This window comes from Pseudoalteromonas porphyrae, from assembly GCF_001298125.1.
GTDB lineage: Bacteria > Pseudomonadota > Gammaproteobacteria > Enterobacterales > Alteromonadaceae > Pseudoalteromonas > Pseudoalteromonas neustonica.
The window spans coordinates 59675-81947 of record NZ_LHPH01000009.1 but is presented as its reverse complement, the minus strand read 5'-3'; the positions used below and the strand labels follow the sequence as shown (position 1 = coordinate 81947).

The window sequence follows — 22273 nt, the reverse complement described above, 5'->3', positions numbered from 1 at the left end:
ACCCGTTCCTTAGCCCTCTTAATAATATAGCGTTTGTCGATTTATCCTGTCGCGTGGTATAAACTGAAGTAGCTGAAATATAAATTTGGAGCAACACTAGTGCGATTACATGACGATATTCATAACTTTTATGAAAAGATAGTTATAGAGGAAATAATCAAACGCGAGCTCGATAAGCAGTATAACGAAGATGTTATGGCCGACTTTTGCTGCACTGTACTAAACCAGCTTCCACCTCGATATATTCGTTATGATGTAGATATGGCGTTTTATCTACCGCAAGCCGAACGTATACAAATGGAAGAACGCGTAGCCATTGCTATTAACGTTGCCATTGAACAAATAGCAAAAAAAAAGAGTCTGCATGAGTAAAGAGTTAACCCAAGCACCTGAACATGTAAAATTAGCAGTCGACTTAATCATGCTACTAGAAGAGCACAATGTAGCAACTGAAGATGTACTAAAAGCCCTTGAGATCATAAAAAACGACTACGAAAAAAAACTAATTCAATAAGCCAGCATTAAGCTGGCTAACACCTCCTTAGCCCTACTCCCCTTTAAATATAGCAACATACGTAGGTTGGGTGTTTGATTTACTAGCGCGGTACATACCACTTGTATTAAAAGGTAAACTAATATTACCTTTAGTATCAACGATGATCACTCCCCCCGTGCCACCTATTGGTTTTAACACATCATTAATTACTTCATCACCCGCTTGATCAATCGTTTTATTTTGATATTTAACCCGAGCACAAATATCAGCAGCTACATTGTAGCGAATAAAATACTCTCCATGCCCAGTTGCAGATACTGCACACGACTCATTTTCAGCGAAAGTACCAGCACCAATCACTGGCGAATCTCCTATACGACCAAAACGCTTAGCAGTCATACCGCCTGTTGATGTACCTGCAGCTAAATTACCCTTTTTATCAAGTGCGACTGCACCAACAGTGCCCATTTTATAGTTCACAGGTAACGCATGATGTGCGGCTTGATAATTTTTACTCGTTACTTTGGCTTTATCTAACTTTTCTTTTGCTTTTAGCAATGCCTTATAACGGTTCTCTGTATCAAATAAGTTATTCTCTACCAACGGAATACCGTGTTCTTTCGCGAATTCTTCAGCACCTTGACCACTAAGCATTACATGAACTGACTTTTCCATCACCAAACGCGCTAGGTTTATTGGGTTTTCAATGTGCTTTACACCCGCTACAGCGCCCGCTTGACGGCCCCGCCCATCCATAATAGAAGCATCAAGTTCATGGCTACCGTCATATGTATAAACAGCACCGCGCCCAGCATTAAAGTAAGGTGAGTTTTCTAACACATTAATTGCTGCCGTCACCGCATCTAGGCTTTCACCGCCCAGCTCAAGCACCTTATAGCCTGTTTCTACCGCTTCTTGTAGTTTGGCTCGATAGGCCTTTTCTTGCTCTGGGGTAAAACGACTTTTTTCAATTGTGCCTGCGCCGCCATGAATAGCGATAGCAAATGGAGTTGATGTGTTCGCAATTGTACTAATGGAGTGAGTGCTTAAAGCAATGGCTGCCACACTAATAAAAGCATTTAAGAGAGGTAGTTTCATACTGGCCAGTAACATTTAAAATAAGTAATTATAATGTGAATAAATTGGCGATGAATTACAACCTTAACTAGATAAAAGGCACAAAAAAAGCGCCTAAAGGCGCTTTTTCTCAGTTTCGGTGAAATTACGCTTGTTGCGCTTTCAAACGAGCTAAACGTGCTACTTGGTGAGTAGACGTTAAAAATGAGTAAATTGGTGCTAAATAACCACGTTTACGAAGCTCTAAGAAAGCTTCATCACTTAACTCATTCAGTTTTTTCTCATCAATCAGGTAAATACCGTTGATGTCTTTTTTCTCGCCTTTAATATCAACTGTTAGTGTTTGTGCTACTAAAAGCTCTTTATCCGCAAGGTATTTAGTGAATGCTTCAGTTACGTGAGAAAATTCAATAAATGATACTAGCGCTTCTTTACGACGTTTTAAGTAATCAGTTTCTTCGCCGTTTTCAAATAATGCATTACCTTCAGCATCACCCACTAAAGGACTAGCTTCATCAATAACGATACCGTATTGATCTTCTTCTGGGTGTTTTACTAGACCCAGTGGGTAGCGTGTTGTTGCCATAGGTGCAAACGCTGCAGTCCACTTACCATCTTGCACAAAAAGATTTTCGCCTGGCTCTAAACCAAACATAGCTACGGCCTGAAATTGACCTGTTTCGTTATTTTTAACGAAAGACATTGGGAATTCATTCGCAACACGCGCAAACTCATGTGCAACTACAGGCACTAAGTGTTGAGTTTTTAAAAATTCTACGTTAATGCCGTTTTGAATTTTAGTGTTGGCATGTTTTTCATTGTGTAAAGGCTGTACTTGTTGCTCCGCCATGTTACTGCTCCGTTATATATAAATTAATTTTTTTGCTGTTAGTACCTAAGGCTAAAGGTTTTGACGGCAAAAAGGAAGTGAAAATTTTGTGGCAATTTGCACATAATTAAATTGATTTAAGAACACCGCCTATTATTCATTCGGCTAGGTTGTTTGTAACAGCTATTAAAGTTACTACACTAGATTTTGACAGCGCTGTCCAAGATCAGTATATTAATTATTAACTAACTGTAATCGTAGCAATATACGTATTCACAATAAAGTAGAATTCGGTAAATGAGAGACTTAAAGCTAAACCCAAAAATGAGTATAGAGAAGAAATTAATCCCTGGCACTACGCTTTGCGTGTATATTATTGATGATTTCTTATTAGATGCTGCGAGTGTAATAAATTTTGCATATAATATCGCTTACTTTAATCCTATGTTTTCTGATAACTCATACTACCCTGGTAAGCGTGATAACATGCCTCAGCCATATCTCGACTTATTGCAAACCTTTTTTCAAAATACAATGTTGCCCGTACTAGAGCTAGGTAATGATTACTCAGCGACTGTACATAAGTGCTTACTATCATTAATTACTTGTGAGCCTTCAAGTTTACTTTTAGAGCAGAAAATACCCCATATAGACTCATGCGATGGAGATGATTATGCTTTCGTCCATTATTTATCACCAGCGGAACTCGGTGGGACAAGCATATATAAATATACTCCCGAAAACTTAATTCAATTCTCAGAAGAGCATAGGTATCTACTAGAGCATATGATGCCAAAAGTTGAAAATAGCCAAGAAGAACATCATGGTTATATTAATTCTACAACGAGCTTATTTGAACAAGTTTTAACTATCAAAGCTAAATTCAATCGTCTTATAATTTATCAAGGAAACTTGCTGCATAGTGCAAATATTACATGTACAAAAAGTTACAGTAACAACCCCAAGCAAGGCCGATTATCAATAGCATCTTTTGCTAGTATTAAGAGTAATTAAAAGTCATTATCTATCTAAATAAAACAGGTAATTTAATGTCAGAACGGGATCGAGTTTTGAGTAATCTAGGTAATAACTCAGCTACTACCTAGCTTAATGTGAACGATCTGTAGACATCATTTTAAAGGACATTAGATAACCAGAAGTGAGACCTTAGGGCTAATTTAATAGCTACTTGCTCTTAAAAATGATGCGATAACTAGGATCTATAAAAGCTAAAAAAGGTGATAAAAAGGTGATAAAAAGCACAGTAGTTTTTTAACTGCAAAAAATAAACCCAGCATAAAATACTGAGTTTATCAAAACACCTCTCTAAATTATTATAATGATTGCAAACCAAACTGTTTGATTTTATCTAAAAGATCTCTATGGCGGGGCAGCATCTTTTGCAGATGATTTGTAATCTCTTTTCTTTGATTTATCATAGCTAAAGACGTTTTACATACTGGGAGCCTATCATTTTTTAGTTTGGTTTTAAAACCCATACCATAAAGTACAAATAAAAAATTCTCCAAAAAAAACACTTCAAAATGGCTAAAAAAGTCATCACTTATTGGAATGTAGCTTTCCCATAGTGCCAGTTTCTCCTGTAATGACATCGGTATAGTTGCGCTTTTTTTATTATCTACCCAAAATTCTGAATCTGTACGATCAGATATACAATAATGAAGTTTAATGAAATCAACCACTCGATCCCACGCATATACCATAGAGTGATTAAAACGCTTCTCTAATTGCGCAAGCTGCGCTGTTGAACTAGGGAAACGCTGTGCTAGTATTTCAGCCGAAAAATCAGTCAACAAAATCGACGTTGCCTCAAGTGGCTCTAAAAAGCCTTGTGCTAAACCTAATGCAACACAGTTTTTATGCCAAAACTTTTCTCGGTAACCGATCTTCATTGGGATAGTACGATATGTTAGATTTTGTTTACTTTCACCTAAGTAGTTATCAAGTTTTTCTTCTGCCTCCTCATCACTCATATGACTACTTGAGTAAACCAAACCGACACCGCGTCTACTAGATAAAGCAATATCCCATATCCAACCAGCTTGGTGGGCGGTTGCAACTGTGTAAGGAGGGATCTCTGCATCTGCTGCTGTAGGCACTTGGACTACTAACGCTCGGTTGACTAGTAGAGTTTTAGAAACATCTTTAAAAGGTACCTTTAGTGCCTTATTGATCAATATTGAATCAAATCCTGAGCAATCAATATAGAAATCAAATTCAAGTTCACCTTGACTATCTGTAGTCAGTGAAAAAATACTCCCATCTTCTGATAAATTTACACCCGTAATATTAGCAAGTAAGTGTTTTACAAAATACTTACTTTTAGCGTTGCTTGCTAATAGTTTTGCAAACTTCGCAGCATTGAGGTGGTATGCATAAGCTAAATCACCTTGATATTCAGGTGTAGTGATTGATTTTGGAGCTAAACCTTCCTCACATATCTTATGTTGTGACGATAACATCTCTGCATAGCAACATACGTCTTTTTTCTCAGACAACCAATGTGATGTTAAAAGATTAGCTTCATTTCGTAAGGGAACATCAAATAAATGATGGAAAAAATTATTTTCTCCATGTTCTTTTTTATCCATCCAATTAACAAATTTAATTGATTGCTTAAATGTAGCATCGCACTCGCGGATAAAATCAGTTTCACTAATACCAAAACTAAGCAGCGTCTTTTTTATATCTGGGACTGTGCCTTCTCCAACACCGATAGGAGGCACATCAGGTGACTCAATTAATGTTATCGAGATATCATCTTTATTACATAGTGCTTTACCTAAATGGTTTGCAGCCAACCACCCTGCGGTACCACCACCAATAATAGCAACCTTTTTAATATCCATAAGCCCTCAACAATACTGTTTTTTACTAATACAAATTTTATTAAAAACGTGACCATTCCAACTAATTTAGTGCAGCTGGTATAATAGACAATCTTTGAATCAAAAAGCCCAGCAATTGCTGGGCTTTTATTAAAAGGTTTATCTAAATCATATTAAAAACGAACGGCAACACCCATTTTATATGTTGCTTCACCTTCAAAGCTCCATGCAGGGAAACCACCTTCTAAATCGTCAGAAGGCGCTGAGCCATATTGATAAACACCTGTTTGCAAGCTATCCTCTTTTAAGATATTTGCAGCTTCAAATGTAACATCAAGGTAGTCTGTTGCAGACCAAGTAGCACTGAAGTCTAATGTCCCAAAATCTTTATGAGTACGGTTTAAGTACCAACCTGGGGCTTCACGCATGATGTATTCTGAACGCCAGTTATATGCAAGACGTGCCGAGAAGAAATCATTTTCATAGAAACCAACAGTGTTAACTGTATGCTCTGATGAATCAGAAAAAACGTTATTCCCATCAGGATAGTTCTCGCCTGGCGAAGTTGCATCAGCATAAGTATAATTTACACTATAACCAAAGCCATTATCAAAGGCATCTTGAATTTGTAGCTCAATACCTTCGATAGAACCACCACTAACATTTGTTGATTGACTTACCGACCAACAATCTGCTTGTTCTGTACCACATGGGCTTGATTCAGGCGTACTTTTATAAATTGGTATTTCAAGACCAATTTGTTGATTGTTAGCATCACGTGTTGAAATAAATGAGCTAACATCTTTCATGAAATAACCAATACTAACCATACCGTCTTCACTGAAGTACCATTCTACTGAAATATCAGCTTGGAAAGCTTTAAATGGCTTAAGTGCAACATTACCAGTACTCGCGACTTGGGTATTTGGTTGTGTGCTATCAAAGTTAGACAGTGAAGTTGTCGCAAACATATCAGAGTAATTAGGACGAGAAATTACTTGTGCTGCTGAAGTACGTAAGATTACATCTTCTGACAAATCTAGTACTACATTCACGCTTGGTAATAGTTCGTTATAGCTTGCAGTATCAGTTGAAAGCGTTGTCCCATACTCACCCTTTGAATTAAAAGCATAATAGTCTGAAGATGCGTCTGTTGATATATAACGTAAACCTAAGTTACCTCTAATACCATCAGAACTGAAATCAGCCATTGCGTATAATGCAAAGTTTTCTTCTTCAACAGTTCCATACGCATCTTTTTTCTCTGTATAGTGATCTGTTGCTGCAAGCGAGTCAGAAAGAATTAGTTCTCCATTCGCTTCTGGAATAGTAAAGCCTGCACCTGATGAAACAACTCCAGGGAAATATTCACTTGCTGCTCTAAAAGTGCTTTCATGATTATAATTATCGGCTAGCTGCCCTTTAAAACCTTGCTTTTTAACTGAGTGATCAGCATAACGTAAACCTGTTTTGATGGCAGTAATCACACCAAAGTCAACTGGAATATCAAAATCTAAATTTACATACGTTTCTTCATCTGAATTTGGTGAGTCGCCTAAAGCCCAAGTCTGAATACCAATCATTGAAGGCAGGATACTCGAATCGTAATTTTTATTTACAACATCAAATTTCGCTTGGTCTCCAGTCATATCCCAAGTACCAACTTGTCCATCGAAATTATTTGTATATTCACCAACTAGTGCGGTTCTGGCGCCACCTTCAGATTTTGTATTACCTACACGACCTGAAAAAGTAAAACTATCAGCTTCATATTTCCAGTCTAGGTCAACTGTTTTTGAATCCATTGAGGCTTCACGAGCCCAAGTTTGAAAATAACCAGCACCAAAATCTGGATAAGCGTATGCATACTTAGTACCAGCATTACCATTGGCGTAACTAACTCCTGTGTTGTTTGCTTCTCTTACAATACAGTTGTCATTTGTAGGATCGACCTTAACGCACGAGTCATCACCTGGAAACATGATAATCTGACCATTAGCGTTGTTTGCATTTAAGTCTAAAGACATTAAATTTAAACCAAACTCTAATTGATCAGTAGGACGATACTGTAGAGCAACATTCAATGCTTTACGATCACGATCTTGCTGGAATGTTGTTGGAGCCATACCACCACTCCAGTTTCTTGATGTTTCTACACCATTACGTTGGTATTCAGTAGCTGAATAAGCACCAGAAACTAACACACCAAATGATTCACTATCATTTTTCCAGCTGTATAAACCAGAAACTTCAGGATTAAGCTCTTCAGCGGTTGTACCGTAAGCACCTTTAACACTTGCGAAGACAGAGTTAGAATCTAAATCTAATGGCTTACGTGACTTAACAATAACTGTACCGCCAATACCGCCTTCTACAAGATTTGCTTGTGATGATTTATAAACTTCTAAACCACCTACCATTTCTGAAGGCAACATTGCGTAGTTGAAACTACGGTCAATCGCTTGTTGGTCATACCAACCAGTTGATGCAACTGTATGGCCATTTAGTAGTGTGCGAGTTAATTGAGAAGATGCACCACGAATAGATACTTGTTGGCCTTGACCAAATTGGCGAGAAACAGTAACACCAGGTATACGAGCTAATGACTCACCCACGTCACCATCTGGAAATTTACCAACGTCTTCAGCTGATACCACATCAACAACCGCATCAGAGAAGCGCTTACCATTAATTGAAGCTTTCAATGAACCACGAATACCACGCACTTCGATTACTTCAACACCTTCTTTAACTTGCGCTTCATCTGCGAATGCAGCACCAGTGAATCCGGCACTCATTACAAGACCGATATTTACTGCTAATAAGCTTTTTTTAAAATTTTTAGCTAACACAGGATTCCCCTTGAATCATTTTGTTGGTTTTTTATTTATCACTTCTGCCCAGTGATGATGACAGCGTTGTCATCTAGTAACAAACCATACACTCTAAATTACAATTGTGCTACATCTTTTTGGTGAGTTTTTGAAAAAAAAGCAACCTAAAAAACATAACCAATTGAAAATAAATAAATTTAAAATAGAGTATTTATGATTTGTTACATTTTAACGTGACAAATATACCATGATTAAGTTCAAAAAGAGAAAATATATGGAGTGATTTAAGGTAATAAACAAGGAAAAACTGACTAAAGTGTAAAAAAAACGTTCCATTTTGATGTGCTTTCACACATAAAATGAAACATCAACTAACTAGTTGGAAGGGTGTAACTGTGTCTTTCATTCAAAAAGTCCACTGCTTCATGGTTATATGATAAATAGTTAGATTAGGGCAAATAAAATAACTCAAGGGGTGCAAATAATTATCATTACCAATGACAGCGTTGTCATTTTTAAATTATAGGTTCCTATTCGACTTATGTCTACCTTTATTTCCACAAAAAATACAACCTTTTGTTGGTCCTTTTCTGCAATTGTCTTTTCGTTATACTCAAGAGGCTTATAGGCGTTAACATAACGATACTTTATCCAATTTAAGGACACTTAACTGGTTGAATCTAAATAAAACCTCAGCATTAAAGCTGTTAATTACAGCTCAGTGGGTATGGCTACTTGATGTTTACTTATTGGACGGTTGATCGACTGTTGTTAAAACTTTAGAGTAGTATCGAATAATTAAATAAAAACACCTACGAGAACGGTTATCCATTGTAGTTAATTTAAATAATTCAGAAACACTTTGGGTTTTCTACAAAGAAAAGAACTGTAACGCTAAAATAGAAAAGCAGACCTGCGGGTCTGCTTTTTAATAATTAATCTAGCTCAGGCTAATATACCCAAGCCACCTCAAGATGCAGAATTCAACGTTTCACAGGGGCTTAATATCAGGGCGTTACTTAGCAACAATGGCAATCCCTTTTAAGAAGTAACAACGATGAGAGTAAGTACCTGTGAAACGCCCAACGGGTTGGTTTAAAAGCGATTTATACTGCGTTACTTTTATAAGGGATTGATTTTAACAATAGCGCCACTATTACTTGCAATCAATGCCTTGCCTAAATCGCTTTTAATTCCAACTGGAACTCGCACCTTGCGGTGGCTTGGGTAATACAGCAAGTTAAGGGGCCCAATAAACTTCAATATTAATTGTTGGGTGATTTAAAATAGCGCGAAGTGGCATATCATTAACATCACCACCTGCTTTCGCGGCTTTATACACTGCTAGTTTCTCTTCACCACTAATCAAAAGTTTAACAACTTTCGATTGTGCAATTGCTGATAACGTTAAAGTCATGCGCTGTGTAATATCACCTGTCACATCACTTTTTATGGCATTAATTGCACACACTAATTGTGGAGTTTCCAGGCCATTTTGCAAACCATCTGCATGTGGAAACAATGACGCGGTGTGGCCATCCGGCCCCATTCCTAAAATAGTTACATCAAATGGGCGTTTCAGTTGTTGGTATGCCGCTTCACATTTTGCGATGCCCTGCTCAGCAGTTACTGCGCTATTTTTCATAGTCACGAAGTTAGCTGCTGCCCCATGGTTTTGTAATAAAGTGCTTTTTATAAACACTTCATTGCTTTTGTCATGTTCTGTATCAACCCAACGCTCATCAACCATAGCAACATCAATATTTTTCCAATCTAGTTCTAGGTTTGATAAGTGCTTATAAGCAGGAGCAGGTGATGAGCCCCCTGATACCATAAGCACAGCACGTCCATCAGCCTCAATTCCGCTGATCAAACTTTGTTCAAGCGTTGCTGAGAGCTCTGCTGTTAATGCATCTTTTGAATCAAAAAATTTCTCTACAATAGTCGCCATTACTTACGCCTTATCGCCAGTGTTAAACCAAACATGATTTTTTTCAGCTAATAATTCATCAGCATCATCAGGCCCCCAACTACCTGCACGGTATAATGATGGATTCCCTTTTTCTTGCCAACGCTCAACAATAGGATCAATCCACTTCCAGGCTTGACGAACTTCATCACGGTGAATGAATAGCGATGGGTTATTGGCTGCAGCATCAAGCATTAAACGTTTGTACGCATCAGAATGAAAGCCATTACTATAAGCTTGTGAAAGCTCAATGTTCATCGTTACCGGCTCTAATTGCATCTCTAAGTTATCAAGACGTTTCGACATCAAAGTTAGCTGAATAGTCTCTTCTGGCTGCAAGCGAATAACCAATCGATTAGGTTCAATTTTGCCAACATTATCACCGTATACATTGTGTGATACTTTTTTATATTCAACCACAATCTCGGCACAACGCTTTGCCATACGTTTACCTGTACGCAGGTAAAATGGCACACCAGCCCAACGCCAATTATCAATATGCGCACGAATGGCAACGAAAGTTTCTGTTTTACTTGAACCTTCATTTAGCTCTTCTAAATAACCTGGGACAATTTTTCCATCCAAGTCACCTGGGACATATTGGCCACGAACAATATTGTCATCTACATCCGTAGACATCAGTGGTCGTAATGACTCTAATACTTTTAGCTTTTCAGTACGGATACTATTCGCATTAAGTTTATTTGGTGACTCCATAGCCACCAAGCATAGTAATTGTAATAAGTGATTTTGCACCATATCACGCAAAGCGCCAGCTTTATCATAAAACCCTGCACGGCTTTCAAGACCAACGGTCTCTGATAAGCTAATTTGGATATTATCAATTGATTTAGCATCCCACATATTTTCAAATAATGAATTTGAAAAACGCAGTGCCATTAAGTTTTGTACTGTTTCTTTACCGAGATAATGATCGATGCGGAAAATTTGATCTTCTTTAAAAAATTCAGCAATTTTTGCGTTGATCTCTTCTGCTGAATTACCGCAATATCCGATTGGCTTTTCAACAACTACACGAGACGTCTCAGTGATCAGACCTTTACTTGATAGTATTTCACAGCAGCTACCATACACAGCAGGTGGAAGTGATAGATAAAATACACGTGATTTACTTACATCGTGCTCATCTAGTATCGCTTTTAACTTATCCCAGTCATCATCCGCTTCTGTAACGTTTGTTACAACTGGTACTAAGCACGCTGAAAATGCTTTCCAGTCTTTAGCATTAAACTCGCCTTTGCTCAAAAATTCTTTTAGCGCTTCGTGCGCTGTCTCTATATATTCTGCACGTTTACTTTCTTCACGAACGGTCGGTAAAATACGCGAACCTTGTGGTAAGTTGCCTTCTTGATATGCGCGATACATTGCAGGTAGTAATTTGCGCAATGCAAGATCACCGCCGCCCCCAAAAATTACAATATCAAAAGGATTTAGCATAATTGACTCTCTACGTTTGCTATGCCCTGTTGTCGACTGCTCATTTAACAGTTCAGGCATATATTCTGTTGTTTAGGTGATGTCAGCTTTTAGCATCATATTCGAGAAAAAGCCTGTTGAATTCGCTTGTTATTATAGCTGTTATAAAATGAGTCTTAGGGGCTCTGTATATCCTCTCACAAATATACAGGCCCTAAGAACTCCAGCGCTACCCGTTCAAAGGTATTTGGTTGCACAGTTGTGAACTGTGCGAATTTTCTACTGCGTTCGATGTTGCTTGTAATACGCCATTAAGCCATTTGTCGAACTATCATGTGGATGATTAATATGATCATCAAGTAACTCGGCTTCAATTTTTGAGGCTAGGCCTTTACCGAGTTCAACACCCCATTGATCAAAAGAACAAACATTTAATATGATGCCTTGGCAAAAAATCTTATGCTCGTATAAGGCTATCAATCGGCCAACCGCTTTAGCATCTACTTTATCTAATAACATCGATGTCGATGGACGATTACCTTGATGTATCTTGTGGTTTAATAACTGTGCTATTTCGGCTTCTGATTTACCTTTTGCGGTTAAATCTGAATGCACTTGTTGTGCATCAACACCCATCATCAACGCTTCTGTTTGAGCGAAGAAGTTAGATAATAATATATCATGGTGCTCGCCAACACTTACTTGAGGCTCTACAGATGCAATAAAATCAGCTGGGACAACGACGTTACCTTGATGCAAACATTGATAAAAAGCATGTTGGCCATTTATCCCTGTCATACCCCATATAATTGGCACAGTCGTGTATGCAACTTTGTTACCTTCAAAATTTACATGTTTACCATTACTTTCCATTTCACCTTGCTGCAAATATGCAGGCAACATATGTAACGCCTGATCATAAGGTAATATAGCCTGCGACTCATAGCCTAAAAAGCTGGTATTCCATACGCTCAGTAACGCCATGAGTAAGGGGATATTTTCTTCGAATGCTGCGCTCTGAAAGTGTTCATCAATTTCAAACGCACCTTCTAGTATTGCTTCAAATGCATCAAAGCCTAAATATAACGCAATGGGTAATCCTATCGCACTCCATAATGAAAAGCGACCGCCTACCCAATCCCACATAGTGAATACGTTTTCATTGGCAATACCAAATGCAGCGGTTTTCTCTAAATTTGTGCTCACTGCGACAAAATGCTTGGCTATTGCTTGTTTATCATTGGCTGAATCTAAAAACCATTCAACGGCCGTTTTGGCGTTGGTCATCGTTTCTGATGTTGTAAATGTTTTAGATGATATTACAAACAATGTGGTTTCTGGATCGATGTTTTTAAGCACTGAAGCAATTTGTACACCATCAACATTTGAAATGTAATGTACTTTTAAGGTGTCATCAGCATAGCTTTTTAAGGCTTCAGTAGCCATTTGAGGCCCAAGGTTTGAACCACCTACGCCAATACTCACTACATCTTTAACTGTTTTGCCTGTATAACCCAACCACTGTCCGTTGCGAACTTTTTCAACGAACAACTTAATTTTATGTAATTCAGCATTGACAACTGAACTGACATTTTCATCATCTATAATTAATGATGATTCTGCACGATTGCGCAGTGCAGTATGAAGGACTGCACGACCTTCGGTAATATTGATTTTTTCACCGCTGAACATTTTTTCGCGCCAGCGAGTAATGTCGCACTCTTTTGCGAGTGTAATAAGCTGTTCAAAAACATTGTTATCAATTTGTTGTTTTGAATAATCAAACAAAACACCTGGGATCTGAGTTGAAAATTGCTCGAACCGTGTGCTGTCTTTAGCAAATAAATCTTTAAGATGTGTTTCTTTCATCTTATTTGCACTTAACTTTAATGCTTGCCAACTAGCTAACTGTGAACGACAACTCATATTTAACATCCCCTTAAACTTGCAACAATCTGATTTATAACTATCTTTATATAGAAAGACTAGAATGATAGTGTATTAACCTACAAAGTAAGTTAACGATAAGTTAAAATGACAACGCTGTCAATATTCTACTTTTAAATTTTACAATCGAGATAATAACGTACTTTTACTCTTTTGACACCGGTATCATATAATTTATCTCAATTATTTTACTGCTCTTTTCTACTAACTTTAGATACACTAACTGGTTCTGATGAAGAATTGATGACGCGTACGAGTATAAATACGCGATCTGCTTTCTTCTCGCGTTCATGACAACATTAAAACAACAACCTAATAAGCAACTGTATGAAAGTAACTATAAATGATGTAGCAAAACTCGCGGGGGTTTCAATGAAAACCGTATCGCGAGTAATTAATAAAGAACCTTCTGTTCGTAAAAAAACCTTCGATATAGTCATGGATGCTGTCAAAGAACTTAATTATCAGCCTAACCTAGCAGCAAGAAACCTAGCGGGTACTTCGTCGTTTACTGTCGGGTTAGTTTATGACAACCCTAATGCTTACTATGTAATTGATATGCAAAATGGTGTACTTTCACGTTGTAAAGAAGAAGGGTATGAATTAGTTATCCATCCATGCAGCTACACAGATTCTCAAATGGAAGAAGAGTTTATTACGATGATCAAACGTTCTCGTTTGGCAGGGCTCGTACTTACACCACCGCTTTCTGAGCATAGTAAAATTACCAATTTATTAGATGAATTAAAAATTCATTATGTGCGCGTTCTTTCAGGTCGCCCTACGGATGATGATCAAGATACCTGTATCTATGTAAACGATTATAAAGCAGCTTATGAAATTACGACACATCTTCTAAAGCATGGCCATACAAACATCGGTTTTATCTGTGGTGATAAAGAACATAAGTCAACCAGTGAACGCCTTGAAGGCTATAAAGCAGCACTCGTCGATTTTGATACGCCGCTCAATGCTGCTTTTTTATATGACGGAAAATATTCTTTTGAATCTGGGGTCGAGGGTGCTAAAGCATTACTTAAAGACAATAATGAATTAGCAATTACTGCTATCTTAGGCGGCAATGATGAAGTGGCCGCTGGCGCGCTCTTTGCTTCTCGTCTAATGGGGATTCAAATCCCGGAGCAACTATCTATCACAGGATTTGAGGATTCGCCATTCTCACGTCAAACTTGGCCAAAGCTCACCACTGCGCATCAAGCAAATGATGTTATTTCGCAGCACGCAGCGCGTTTATTGTTTACTAAAACGCGTGGCGCACGTAATCAAGATAAAGAAATTATTACCTCATTTACACCGTCAATCGTGATCCGTGAAAGCTCTGGACCAAAACAATAAACCTTCACTACTATAATTAAGACGCTTTTAAGCGTCTTAATTATTAACACTTTGCTATTTTATAGCAATGCCATCCCACCGCTGAGATTATAAACATCCGTAAAACCAAGCTGAGATAAGTTAGTGGCGGCTTGCTTTGAACGATTACCGCTGCGACACAGTAAGATATATTTACCTCGTGGGTTTAATTGCCCGTCAACTAACGCGTTTGCCATCCTGCTTAGCGGTATATTCATCACTCGCGCAGGCTTGATTGAAAACAATTGAGGAATATTATTTGCACCATGTTCGTACGGTTCACGAGTATCAATTAAGGTAACATCATTTGTAGCTAACATGTCTTTTGCTTGTGCCGCATTTAGTTCATACGCAGTGCTATGTTGCAAACTATCAGCATACCCACACAAGGTTGCAAATTTCGATAAGTTAGATTCATCGCTGTGACTTTTTTTACTAGCAAACTCAGCATCACTTAATTCATTAACTAACAATGCATGCAATAGCGGTGTTTGCTGTTGCTGAACTTGCCAATTAATCGCAAAACATTGTTGATAATCATGACCAGAACACATTACCGTCGCATTATCTAAACGTTGTGATAATTGGCGTAAAGAGTACGCCATTACTAAGGCATCGCCACCATCTATTGCGGTATTACCAAGTCCCGCAGGTAACAGTAAATCACCGCAAAAACAAAAACGTACTTGCTTAGATTGATTACATCGCAATAAATAACTAACACTATCTACACTGTGCCCTGGTGTCGCGACTCGTTCAATTGTGCACTCAGGTAATTCTATGGCAGTTTGATGCACAGGCCACCCTAGCTGATGTTCAGCCTCAAGGCTGAATCTCAGCGCTTGTGCGAGTAAGGTTATTGCACCACTGCGCTCTTGGTGGGCATGGGTATCTAAAATAGCTGCCACCGTTAAATTTTGTGTATGGACTATTTTTTCAAGACGTGGAATAAGCTCAATAATAGGATCAATAATGACCGCTTGCTTGTCTTGGCTAACGTAAAGCCAGCAACACGCTCCTTGATGTCTAAATTGTGTTAGCCCTAATGCACATGCTTCTTGCAACGGGAATGCTGAATCAGAAACCACTAAACAGTTGGCCTCAAGAATTGGTTTTAATGATCGAATTCTCTCACACGCAAGATCAATTTCAGCCGCCGTTGTGGCTGGGCCAAATGATAAGCGAATTGCGTTTTCACTGCGCCAATCACTTACCCCCATAGCATCTAACACAAAACTACGATTTGCACCAGAGCTGCACGCGGAGCCACCACTAATACGGATCCCTGCGGCATCAAATAAATCCATAATTTCTTTACTCGTGAGCTCGTCAATGGAAAAGTTTAACGTCGTTGGCACCGACAATTCAAAAGCATGATTAAAGGTTAAGTTACCAAAGGTATCCACCAATGCCTGATGCAGCTGTTTACGATAACTATTTAAAACCTCGATAGATTTAAATGTATTGTCTGCTTTGTCGAGCAATAACGAAAAAAGTTTATTGAGTCCGGCGATCCCAGGTAAGTTTTCTGTACCCGAGCGCATTCCACTTTCTTGTCCGCCACCAGCAATAAAAGGTGTATATGCACTGCCTTGGCGAATGTATAACACGCCAATTCCTTTGGGAGCATATAGTTTATGGCCTGAAAAAGGTGCATAGTCAATCGTTGTATCACTCAGTGCTAAGGCGGTTTTACCTAGAGCTTGGACACAATCGACCATCCAAGCGACTTCTGTATTGTGAGCACGTATCACTGCTTCAATTGCGCTTAAATCTTGATAAACGCCTGTTTCATTGTTAACGGCCATAGTACAAATCATCAGTGCATCACTGGCGTATTGTGCAATAAAATCTAAATCTAAAATCCCCTCACTCGATACCGGGATTGCCAGCAAAGTGGCGTTAATACCCAAAACAGCATTCCAATGCAATAAGGTATTTGGTACCGCTTTATGTTCTGTTGCCCCATACAGTAAAACAGGGTTTTTCTTAGTATGCTGTTTAGCCGCTATTAGGGTAGATACAACGGCCGTTTGAATACCTTCCGTAGCCCCTGACGTAAATAATATATCACCTAGCTGAGCACCTATAACATCACGCGCTTTTTGCCGTGTTTGCTCTAATAAGTGTTTAGCTTGAATACCAGTGATGTGTGAGGATGAGGGGTTACCAAAACAAATTTGCATAGTGTGTGAGACGACTTCTGCAATGCACGGAAGTACCGGCGTCGTTGCGTTTGCATCAAGGTAAATTTGTGACGATGAGTCAGTAGGTAATAATAAGTCAGACATTAAAAACGCACCATATTACTAAAAGATATATCTTATAACCCATTCTACCTAAAATTAATGGGCCGCGTAAGAATCAATTAGTTAGTCAAGTGCGTTTTCTATGCTATTTAAGACTAAAGCTGATTAGTTTTTTCGCTCTCTTGGTCTTCATATTTAGTTGACCATGCATTGAGCAACGCTTTTACCAACGATGCCAATGGAATAGCAAAAAACACGCCCCAAAAACCCCATAACCCACCAAAAAATAATACGGCTACAATAATAAACACCGGATTTAAATCAACAGCCTCAGAGAACAACAATGGCACTAAAACATTACCATCAAGTGCCTGTATGATGCCGTACACAATAAGTATAGTCCAAAAGTGGGTTTCTAAACCAAATTGAAATAACGCAACAGCAGCGACAGGAATAGTCACAAGTGCAGCTCCCACAAACGGGATCAACACAGAAAAACCCACCAATACACCTAGTAATGCTGCATAACGTAAATCAAAAATAGTGAATGCAACAAACGATACCGAACCAACTATAAGAATTTCAAATACCTTACCGCGAATATAATTCATGATTTGCTGGTTCATTTCATGCCAAACCTGCAAAATTAAACGGCGCTGTTTGGGGATTAATTTTTCTGCACTTTTAACTAGCTCAAGCTTATCTTTGAGCATAAAAAAGACCAATAGTGGCACCAAAATTAAATAAATAAGCCAAGCAACAACATCTTTTAATGACGTCAGCGAAAAAGAGAGCAGCACTTGCCCAAAATCGATTGCTTTTGCTTCAACACTTGTTACAACTGATTTGACCTGTTCTTCGCTTATTAAACTTGGGTATTGCTGTGGTAAATGAAGCAAAAATGACTTTCCTTGCTCAATCATATGCGGCGTTTCTTGTACCAAGTTACTTGTTTGTTGCCAAAGTACAGGACCAATACCAATGATCAGAGTTAGCATAAGGCCCGTAAATATGAGCATTACAATAACCGTGGCCGTAAAGCGACGTAAGCCAAGTCGTTCTAAATGTGCAGCTGGCCAATCAAGTAAATAGGCAATTACCAATGCCACTAACACCGGAACAATAAATGCGCCAAAAAAATAAAACATCGCCATTAAAGCGATTAATAAAAATAGCAAGGTAACAGAGTGTGGATCTGAGAACTTCCTTTCGTACCACGTTTTTACATATTCAAACACAATTTGGCTCCACGATTAACAACCCATGCTGTTGTTCTAATTTATATTGATAATTATTTTTCTGTAAAAACCGTTCAATATCTTGAATCGGTTGTTGTTCCAATATTCTAAATTCAATAGTTTGCTGAGCTAATAATGCCTGCCGTAACCCTAATTTAAACTGAATAAATTGCTGCGGGCATTTAAATACACGTAAATCCTGCTTTAACATAGTGAATAATTATACCTGCTGAAATAAACAATTAGTCCCATAACTTAAGTAACCACACGCCTTATACCATAGCTGACAATAACAAAAGTAACTTTTCCTTAAAACAAACATCACAATGGTTTATCCTTATAGCATAGTTTGTAGTAAGGATAGGTTAATGCCTGGCACGCATAATAAAGCGCAACTACCCAGTAATCCAACTCTCAAAGAGATTAACTGGTATAAAAAACAAATAAACTGGGGAGAGCTTCCCCCTTTTTATCATCTTGTGGCATCCTCGGTGAGTGAGGCGGAAGGTATTCTTGAACACGGCTTTGACAATGCGGTGAAAAGGTTAATTGATAAACGTAATTGGAATATCGATTTACTCGATGGCCATGAGGACTCTGTTGGCGAAATTCACTGCGACAAAAAACCTCGAATTGCATTACATCAAGTATTCACAGATCGTGGTTTTGAATTATGGGCATTACCCTATGCTAAAGATGTGACCATTGTTCAATATGTCAAAGACAATCGTTTTATGGAATTTAATGTATGGGATCCCCATTCAATGAAAAACCTGATCCGCATTAACCAGTTACATAAATTTATTGGTTTTTATTTTGAGCGTGGTGACAAAGCCGATAAAGCCGTCATCCTTCATGCGCATAAGGTAGTCCATAAAATTATTAATTTTTTACAACGAGAATTGAACGTAGTAAAGCTTGATGGAGTCACAATAAAAGAGTTATACCAATTATGCGAAAAAGACAGTCGCGCATGCAGTGATGAAATTGATATTGCTAAACTCATGCTCGGTGAAAATCTTAACAAGGAATAAAATGCAGCTAAAATCAGTCTTTATTACACTATTCAGTGCCTTTTTAACGTTTAGTATCCTGATCAGTGAACCATTAAAGGCGCAAACCAGCTTTAAACTTCCTGATCTTGGCACATCAGCGCTGCAAGCTTTACCGCTTGAAAAAGAACAAGCAATCGGTGCAGTAATGATGATGCAAATTCGTGGTTCATCACCGGTAGTAAGTGATCCCGTTTTAGATGAATACTTAACAACAATTGGCCGTAAATTAGTTGCCAGTGCCAGTGATGTACGTTTTCCATTTTCATTTTTTTGGATAAATAACCCCGAAATAAATGCCTTTGCTTTTTATGGTGGTCATGTCGGGGTACATACAGGTTTAATAGCACAATCAGATAACGAAAGTCAGTTTGCATCTGTACTTGGCCACGAAATAGCCCACGTAACCCAACGCCATCTAGCACGTCGGATCCAGCAACAACAAGATAATAGTGCCCTAACAATAGCGGGGATGATCGCTGGTATTCTTGCAACTGTCGTGTCTCCTGATGCTGGCCTAGCGATTATTTCAGCCAATCAAACACAAGCGGCCTTCAGCCAATTGACTCATAGCCGCTCAGCCGAGCAAGAAGCCGATCGTATTGGTATGCAAACGCTAAATAATGCGGGATTTGACCCTTACGCCTCAAGTGAGTTTTTAACTAAGCTCGCAGCACAAATTCGTTACAAATATAAACCCCCAGCCTTTTTACTTACACACCCCTTACCTGAAAGTCGCGTGTCTGATGTACGCCTACGAGCCCAACAATTTGATAAACGTCAATTACCTGATAGCTTAAACTTCAACCTTGCAAAAAGCCGCGCTATTGCCCGCTATCAATATGAACCTGTTGCAGCTGAAAACTTATTTAGAAAACTGCTTCGTGAAAACAGTTTTTATAATACTGCCGCACTTAATTATGGTTTAGGTATTAGTTTGCTCGATCAAAAAAAGCTTGCTGAAGCTGCACCAATTTTAAATGAGTTACTAGCCAGCGATCCAAAGAATTTATTTTACATTGATACGTATACTGACTTACTTATTGCACAAGAAAAAGCGGCTGATGCCGTTAAATATTTAGCACCGCTGCATCAAAATCGTCCTAATAACCAAGTAATCACACTAAATTATGCCAATGCCGCAATAGAAGCTAAGCAATATGATGTTGCCGAACGAATATTAAAGTCATTTTTATTAGAAAAACCAAATCATAACTTAGGTAAGCAATTAATCACTGACACATTTAAAAAACAAGACAATTTAGCCGCTTACCATGAAGCAAATGCCGACGTATATGTTCAATATGGTGCTTATTTGAAAGCTGCTGACGAAGTCCAAAAAGCATTAAATTTTGTAAAACCTGAAGAATTAAATAAGCAGCAGCGTCTCAAAGCATTACTTACGCAATACCGACAAATGCAAAAAGAACTCGCGAGGCTTTAAGTCTCGCGCCGCTTACCTTAAAATAGCCCTACTTTATCTCATTGGATTGTTACTATGCCTGTTACTATTTTTCATAATCCGCGTTGTTCAAAATCGCGTGAAACACTTGCTCTACTTGAACAAAAATCGATTCAACCAGATATTATTGAATACCTTAAAACTCCATTAAGCCAAGAGCAGATCTGCATTTTGATTAAACAGTTAGGTTTTTCTTCTGTACGTGAACTAATGCGCACCAAAGAAGATATTTATAAAGAACTTAACCTTAAAGATGAGCTAAATGAAGATACTCTAATTGCTGCTATGGTTGCGCACCCAAAATTAATTGAGCGCCCTATTGTCGTCAATAACGATAAAGCGGCGATTGGTCGTCCACCAGAACATGTACTAAGCATACTTTAATGAGTGTAACCATTGTTGTTTTGTACCACTCAAGCCATGGCTCTGTCGCAGCAATGGCTCATGAAATTGCTGAGTCCATTGAATCTCAAGGTGGTACAGCATTATTGCGAACATTTGAAGTAAGAGACCCGCACGATATCGTGATCAGTAAAGATGATTTGATTAAGTGCGATGGTCTAGCTTTTGGTACCCCGACTCGATTCGGTATGATGGCCTCACAAGCGAAAGCTTTTTGGGAAACCACCAGCGAATTGTGGTTAAAAGGGCAATTAATTGATAAACCAGCCTGTGTATTTTCATCATCCAGTAGTATGCATGGTGGCAATGAGGCAACGTTGCTCAACTTATCATTACCCTTGTTGCATCATGGTATGATGCTAATGGGCGTGCCTTATGAAGTACCGGAACTGCTTGCAACTCAAACCGGTGGCACTCCTTATGGAGCAACTCATGTTGCTGGTGCTCAAAATAGCGCTCAATTGAGCAAAGATGAAATAAAAATTTGTCAAAGTGTTGGTCAACGCTTAGTCAAAATAACGAGAAAATTACAATGACATCGCAAAGCGATTTAAGTCCTCAAACCATACCTAAAAAAGTGATTACAGTACGCTTTCAACGCACTGCTATTATCGGCTATATTGGCTTATTAGTATTAATGCCTATTTGGTTATTTCTAATTGCACCACGAGAAGGCTATAGCAACGGGTTTATTTTTGTTGTTTATATTTTACCGCTCCTATTACCACTCAAAGGCATTATCCAGGATAAACCCTACACTTATGCATGGGCAAATTTCATTGTCATGCTGTATTTCATTCATGGCCTCACGTTACTGTGGATTGCTCAAGATCAACTGCTATGGGTATTATTAGAATTGCTGTTTGCAAGTATGATGTTTGTAGGCTGCACTTACTACGCACGCCACAGAGGCCAAGAGCTAGGATTGAAAATTAGAAAGCTAAAAGATGAATTAGCACAAGAAAAAGCTGAGCAAGAATACGATCGAAAAAATCAGTAAATATATTTCGAATACTCTCATTAAAAACGCGCCATTTGGCGCGTTTTTAATTTTAGAA

General features: G+C 38.4%; 19 protein-coding genes. 9 read left to right on the top strand and 10 right to left on the bottom strand.

Annotation, left to right across the window (positions count from 1 at the left end):
- Positions 1 to 99 precede the first annotated feature (99 nt).
- Together ADS77_RS09945 and ADS77_RS21645 are read left to right on the top strand one after the other, a co-directional pair.
- Complete coding sequence (locus tag ADS77_RS09945; RefSeq protein ID WP_054205463.1) at positions 100 to 372, top strand: late competence development ComFB family protein; 273 nt, start codon at positions 100 to 102, stop codon at positions 370 to 372.
- Positions 365 to 514 carry a DUF2496 domain-containing protein gene (locus tag ADS77_RS21645; protein ID WP_082355653.1) on the top strand — a complete coding sequence of 50 codons (150 nt, stop codon included), beginning with the start codon at positions 365 to 367 and terminating at the stop codon, positions 512 to 514. The genes ADS77_RS09945 and ADS77_RS21645 overlap by 8 nt, the downstream gene beginning before the upstream one ends.
- 33 nt (positions 515 to 547) lie before the next feature.
- On the opposite strand, the gene ADS77_RS09940 is transcribed toward ADS77_RS21645, so the two are convergent.
- On the bottom strand, positions 548 to 1594 hold the full coding sequence (locus tag ADS77_RS09940) for an isoaspartyl peptidase/L-asparaginase family protein (protein ID WP_054454187.1): 1047 nt from the start codon (positions 1592 to 1594) through the stop codon (positions 548 to 550).
- 124 nt (positions 1595 to 1718) lie between these two features.
- Positions 1719 to 2423: a SapC family protein gene (locus tag ADS77_RS09935; RefSeq protein ID WP_054454186.1), complete on the bottom strand. Its 705-nt coding sequence runs from the start codon at positions 2421 to 2423 to the stop codon at positions 1719 to 1721.
- Positions 2424 to 2699: 276 nt separating this feature from the next.
- Between ADS77_RS09935 and ADS77_RS09930 the strand changes: the two genes are divergently transcribed.
- Complete coding sequence (locus ADS77_RS09930) at positions 2700 to 3416, top strand: DUF6445 family protein (protein ID WP_054454183.1); 717 nt, start codon at positions 2700 to 2702, stop codon at positions 3414 to 3416.
- A 320-nt stretch (positions 3417 to 3736) separates the two neighbouring features.
- Here ADS77_RS09930 and ADS77_RS09925 read toward each other — a convergent pair whose 3' ends face one another.
- The 5 genes from ADS77_RS09925 to pgi form a co-directional block, all read right to left on the bottom strand.
- Entirely contained in the window at positions 3737 to 5272 is a 1536-nt protein-coding gene (locus ADS77_RS09925) for a tryptophan halogenase family protein (protein WP_054454181.1), read from the bottom strand.
- Between the two features lie 152 nt (positions 5273 to 5424).
- Positions 5425 to 8103, bottom strand: a complete 2679-nt coding sequence (locus ADS77_RS09920; protein WP_054454179.1) for a TonB-dependent receptor — start codon at positions 8101 to 8103, stop codon at positions 5425 to 5427.
- A 1222-nt stretch (positions 8104 to 9325) separates the two neighbouring features.
- Positions 9326 to 10036 carry a 6-phosphogluconolactonase gene (gene pgl / locus ADS77_RS09915; RefSeq protein ID WP_054205469.1) on the bottom strand — a complete coding sequence of 237 codons (711 nt, stop codon included), beginning with the start codon at positions 10034 to 10036 and terminating at the stop codon, positions 9326 to 9328.
- 3 nt (positions 10037 to 10039) lie between these two features.
- Positions 10040 to 11512: a glucose-6-phosphate dehydrogenase gene (gene zwf, locus ADS77_RS09910; protein ID WP_054205529.1), complete on the bottom strand. Its 1473-nt coding sequence runs from the start codon at positions 11510 to 11512 to the stop codon at positions 10040 to 10042.
- Positions 11513 to 11770: 258 nt separating this feature from the next.
- Positions 11771 to 13417 (bottom strand): glucose-6-phosphate isomerase, encoded by a 1647-nt coding sequence (pgi, locus tag ADS77_RS09905; RefSeq protein ID WP_054205470.1) that lies wholly within the window; start codon positions 13415 to 13417, stop codon positions 11771 to 11773.
- A 348-nt stretch (positions 13418 to 13765) separates the two neighbouring features.
- On the opposite strand from pgi, the gene ADS77_RS09900 reads away from it, so the two are divergent.
- The gene (locus tag ADS77_RS09900) at positions 13766 to 14794 is read left to right on the top strand and encodes a LacI family DNA-binding transcriptional regulator (protein ID WP_054205471.1); all 1029 of its coding nucleotides are present in this window, start codon (positions 13766 to 13768) and stop codon (positions 14792 to 14794) included.
- Positions 14795 to 14853: 59 nt separating this feature from the next.
- On the opposite strand, the gene ADS77_RS09895 is transcribed toward ADS77_RS09900, so the two are convergent.
- The 3 genes from ADS77_RS09895 to ADS77_RS09885 all read right to left on the bottom strand — a co-directional run bounded on the left by ADS77_RS09895 (position 14854) and on the right by ADS77_RS09885 (position 18510).
- A complete protein-coding gene (locus tag ADS77_RS09895; RefSeq protein WP_054205472.1) occupies positions 14854 to 17103 on the bottom strand; it encodes an aminotransferase class V-fold PLP-dependent enzyme in 2250 nt (749 codons plus the stop codon).
- Between the two features lie 113 nt (positions 17104 to 17216).
- Positions 17217 to 18299, bottom strand: coding sequence for an AI-2E family transporter (locus tag ADS77_RS09890; protein WP_054205473.1), 1083 nt, complete (start codon positions 18297 to 18299; stop codon positions 17217 to 17219).
- Positions 18292 to 18510, bottom strand: a complete 219-nt coding sequence (locus ADS77_RS09885) for a hypothetical protein (protein ID WP_054205474.1) — start codon at positions 18508 to 18510, stop codon at positions 18292 to 18294. The genes ADS77_RS09890 and ADS77_RS09885 overlap by 8 nt, the downstream gene beginning before the upstream one ends.
- A 157-nt stretch (positions 18511 to 18667) precedes the next feature.
- Here ADS77_RS09885 and ADS77_RS09880 point away from each other — a divergent pair, with 157 nt between their 5' ends.
- Genes ADS77_RS09880 through ADS77_RS09860 form a run of 5 tightly spaced genes read left to right on the top strand, consistent with a single transcriptional unit; the run spans position 18668 to position 22215 of the window.
- Entirely contained in the window at positions 18668 to 19333 is a 666-nt protein-coding gene (locus tag ADS77_RS09880) for a hypothetical protein (protein ID WP_054454177.1), read from the top strand.
- Between the two features lies 1 nt (position 19334).
- Positions 19335 to 20795, top strand: a complete 1461-nt coding sequence (locus ADS77_RS09875) for a M48 family metalloprotease (protein WP_054205476.1) — start codon at positions 19335 to 19337, stop codon at positions 20793 to 20795.
- A gap of 54 nt (positions 20796 to 20849) precedes the next feature.
- On the top strand, positions 20850 to 21197 hold the full coding sequence (arsC, locus tag ADS77_RS09870; protein WP_054205477.1) for an arsenate reductase (glutaredoxin): 348 nt from the start codon (positions 20850 to 20852) through the stop codon (positions 21195 to 21197).
- Positions 21197 to 21751, top strand: a complete 555-nt coding sequence (gene wrbA, locus ADS77_RS09865; RefSeq protein ID WP_054205478.1) for an NAD(P)H:quinone oxidoreductase — start codon at positions 21197 to 21199, stop codon at positions 21749 to 21751. The genes arsC and wrbA overlap by 1 nt, the downstream gene beginning before the upstream one ends.
- On the top strand, positions 21748 to 22215 hold the full coding sequence (locus tag ADS77_RS09860; RefSeq protein WP_054454175.1) for a DUF2069 domain-containing protein: 468 nt from the start codon (positions 21748 to 21750) through the stop codon (positions 22213 to 22215). The genes wrbA and ADS77_RS09860 overlap by 4 nt, the downstream gene beginning before the upstream one ends.
- Positions 22216 to 22273 lie beyond the last annotated feature (58 nt).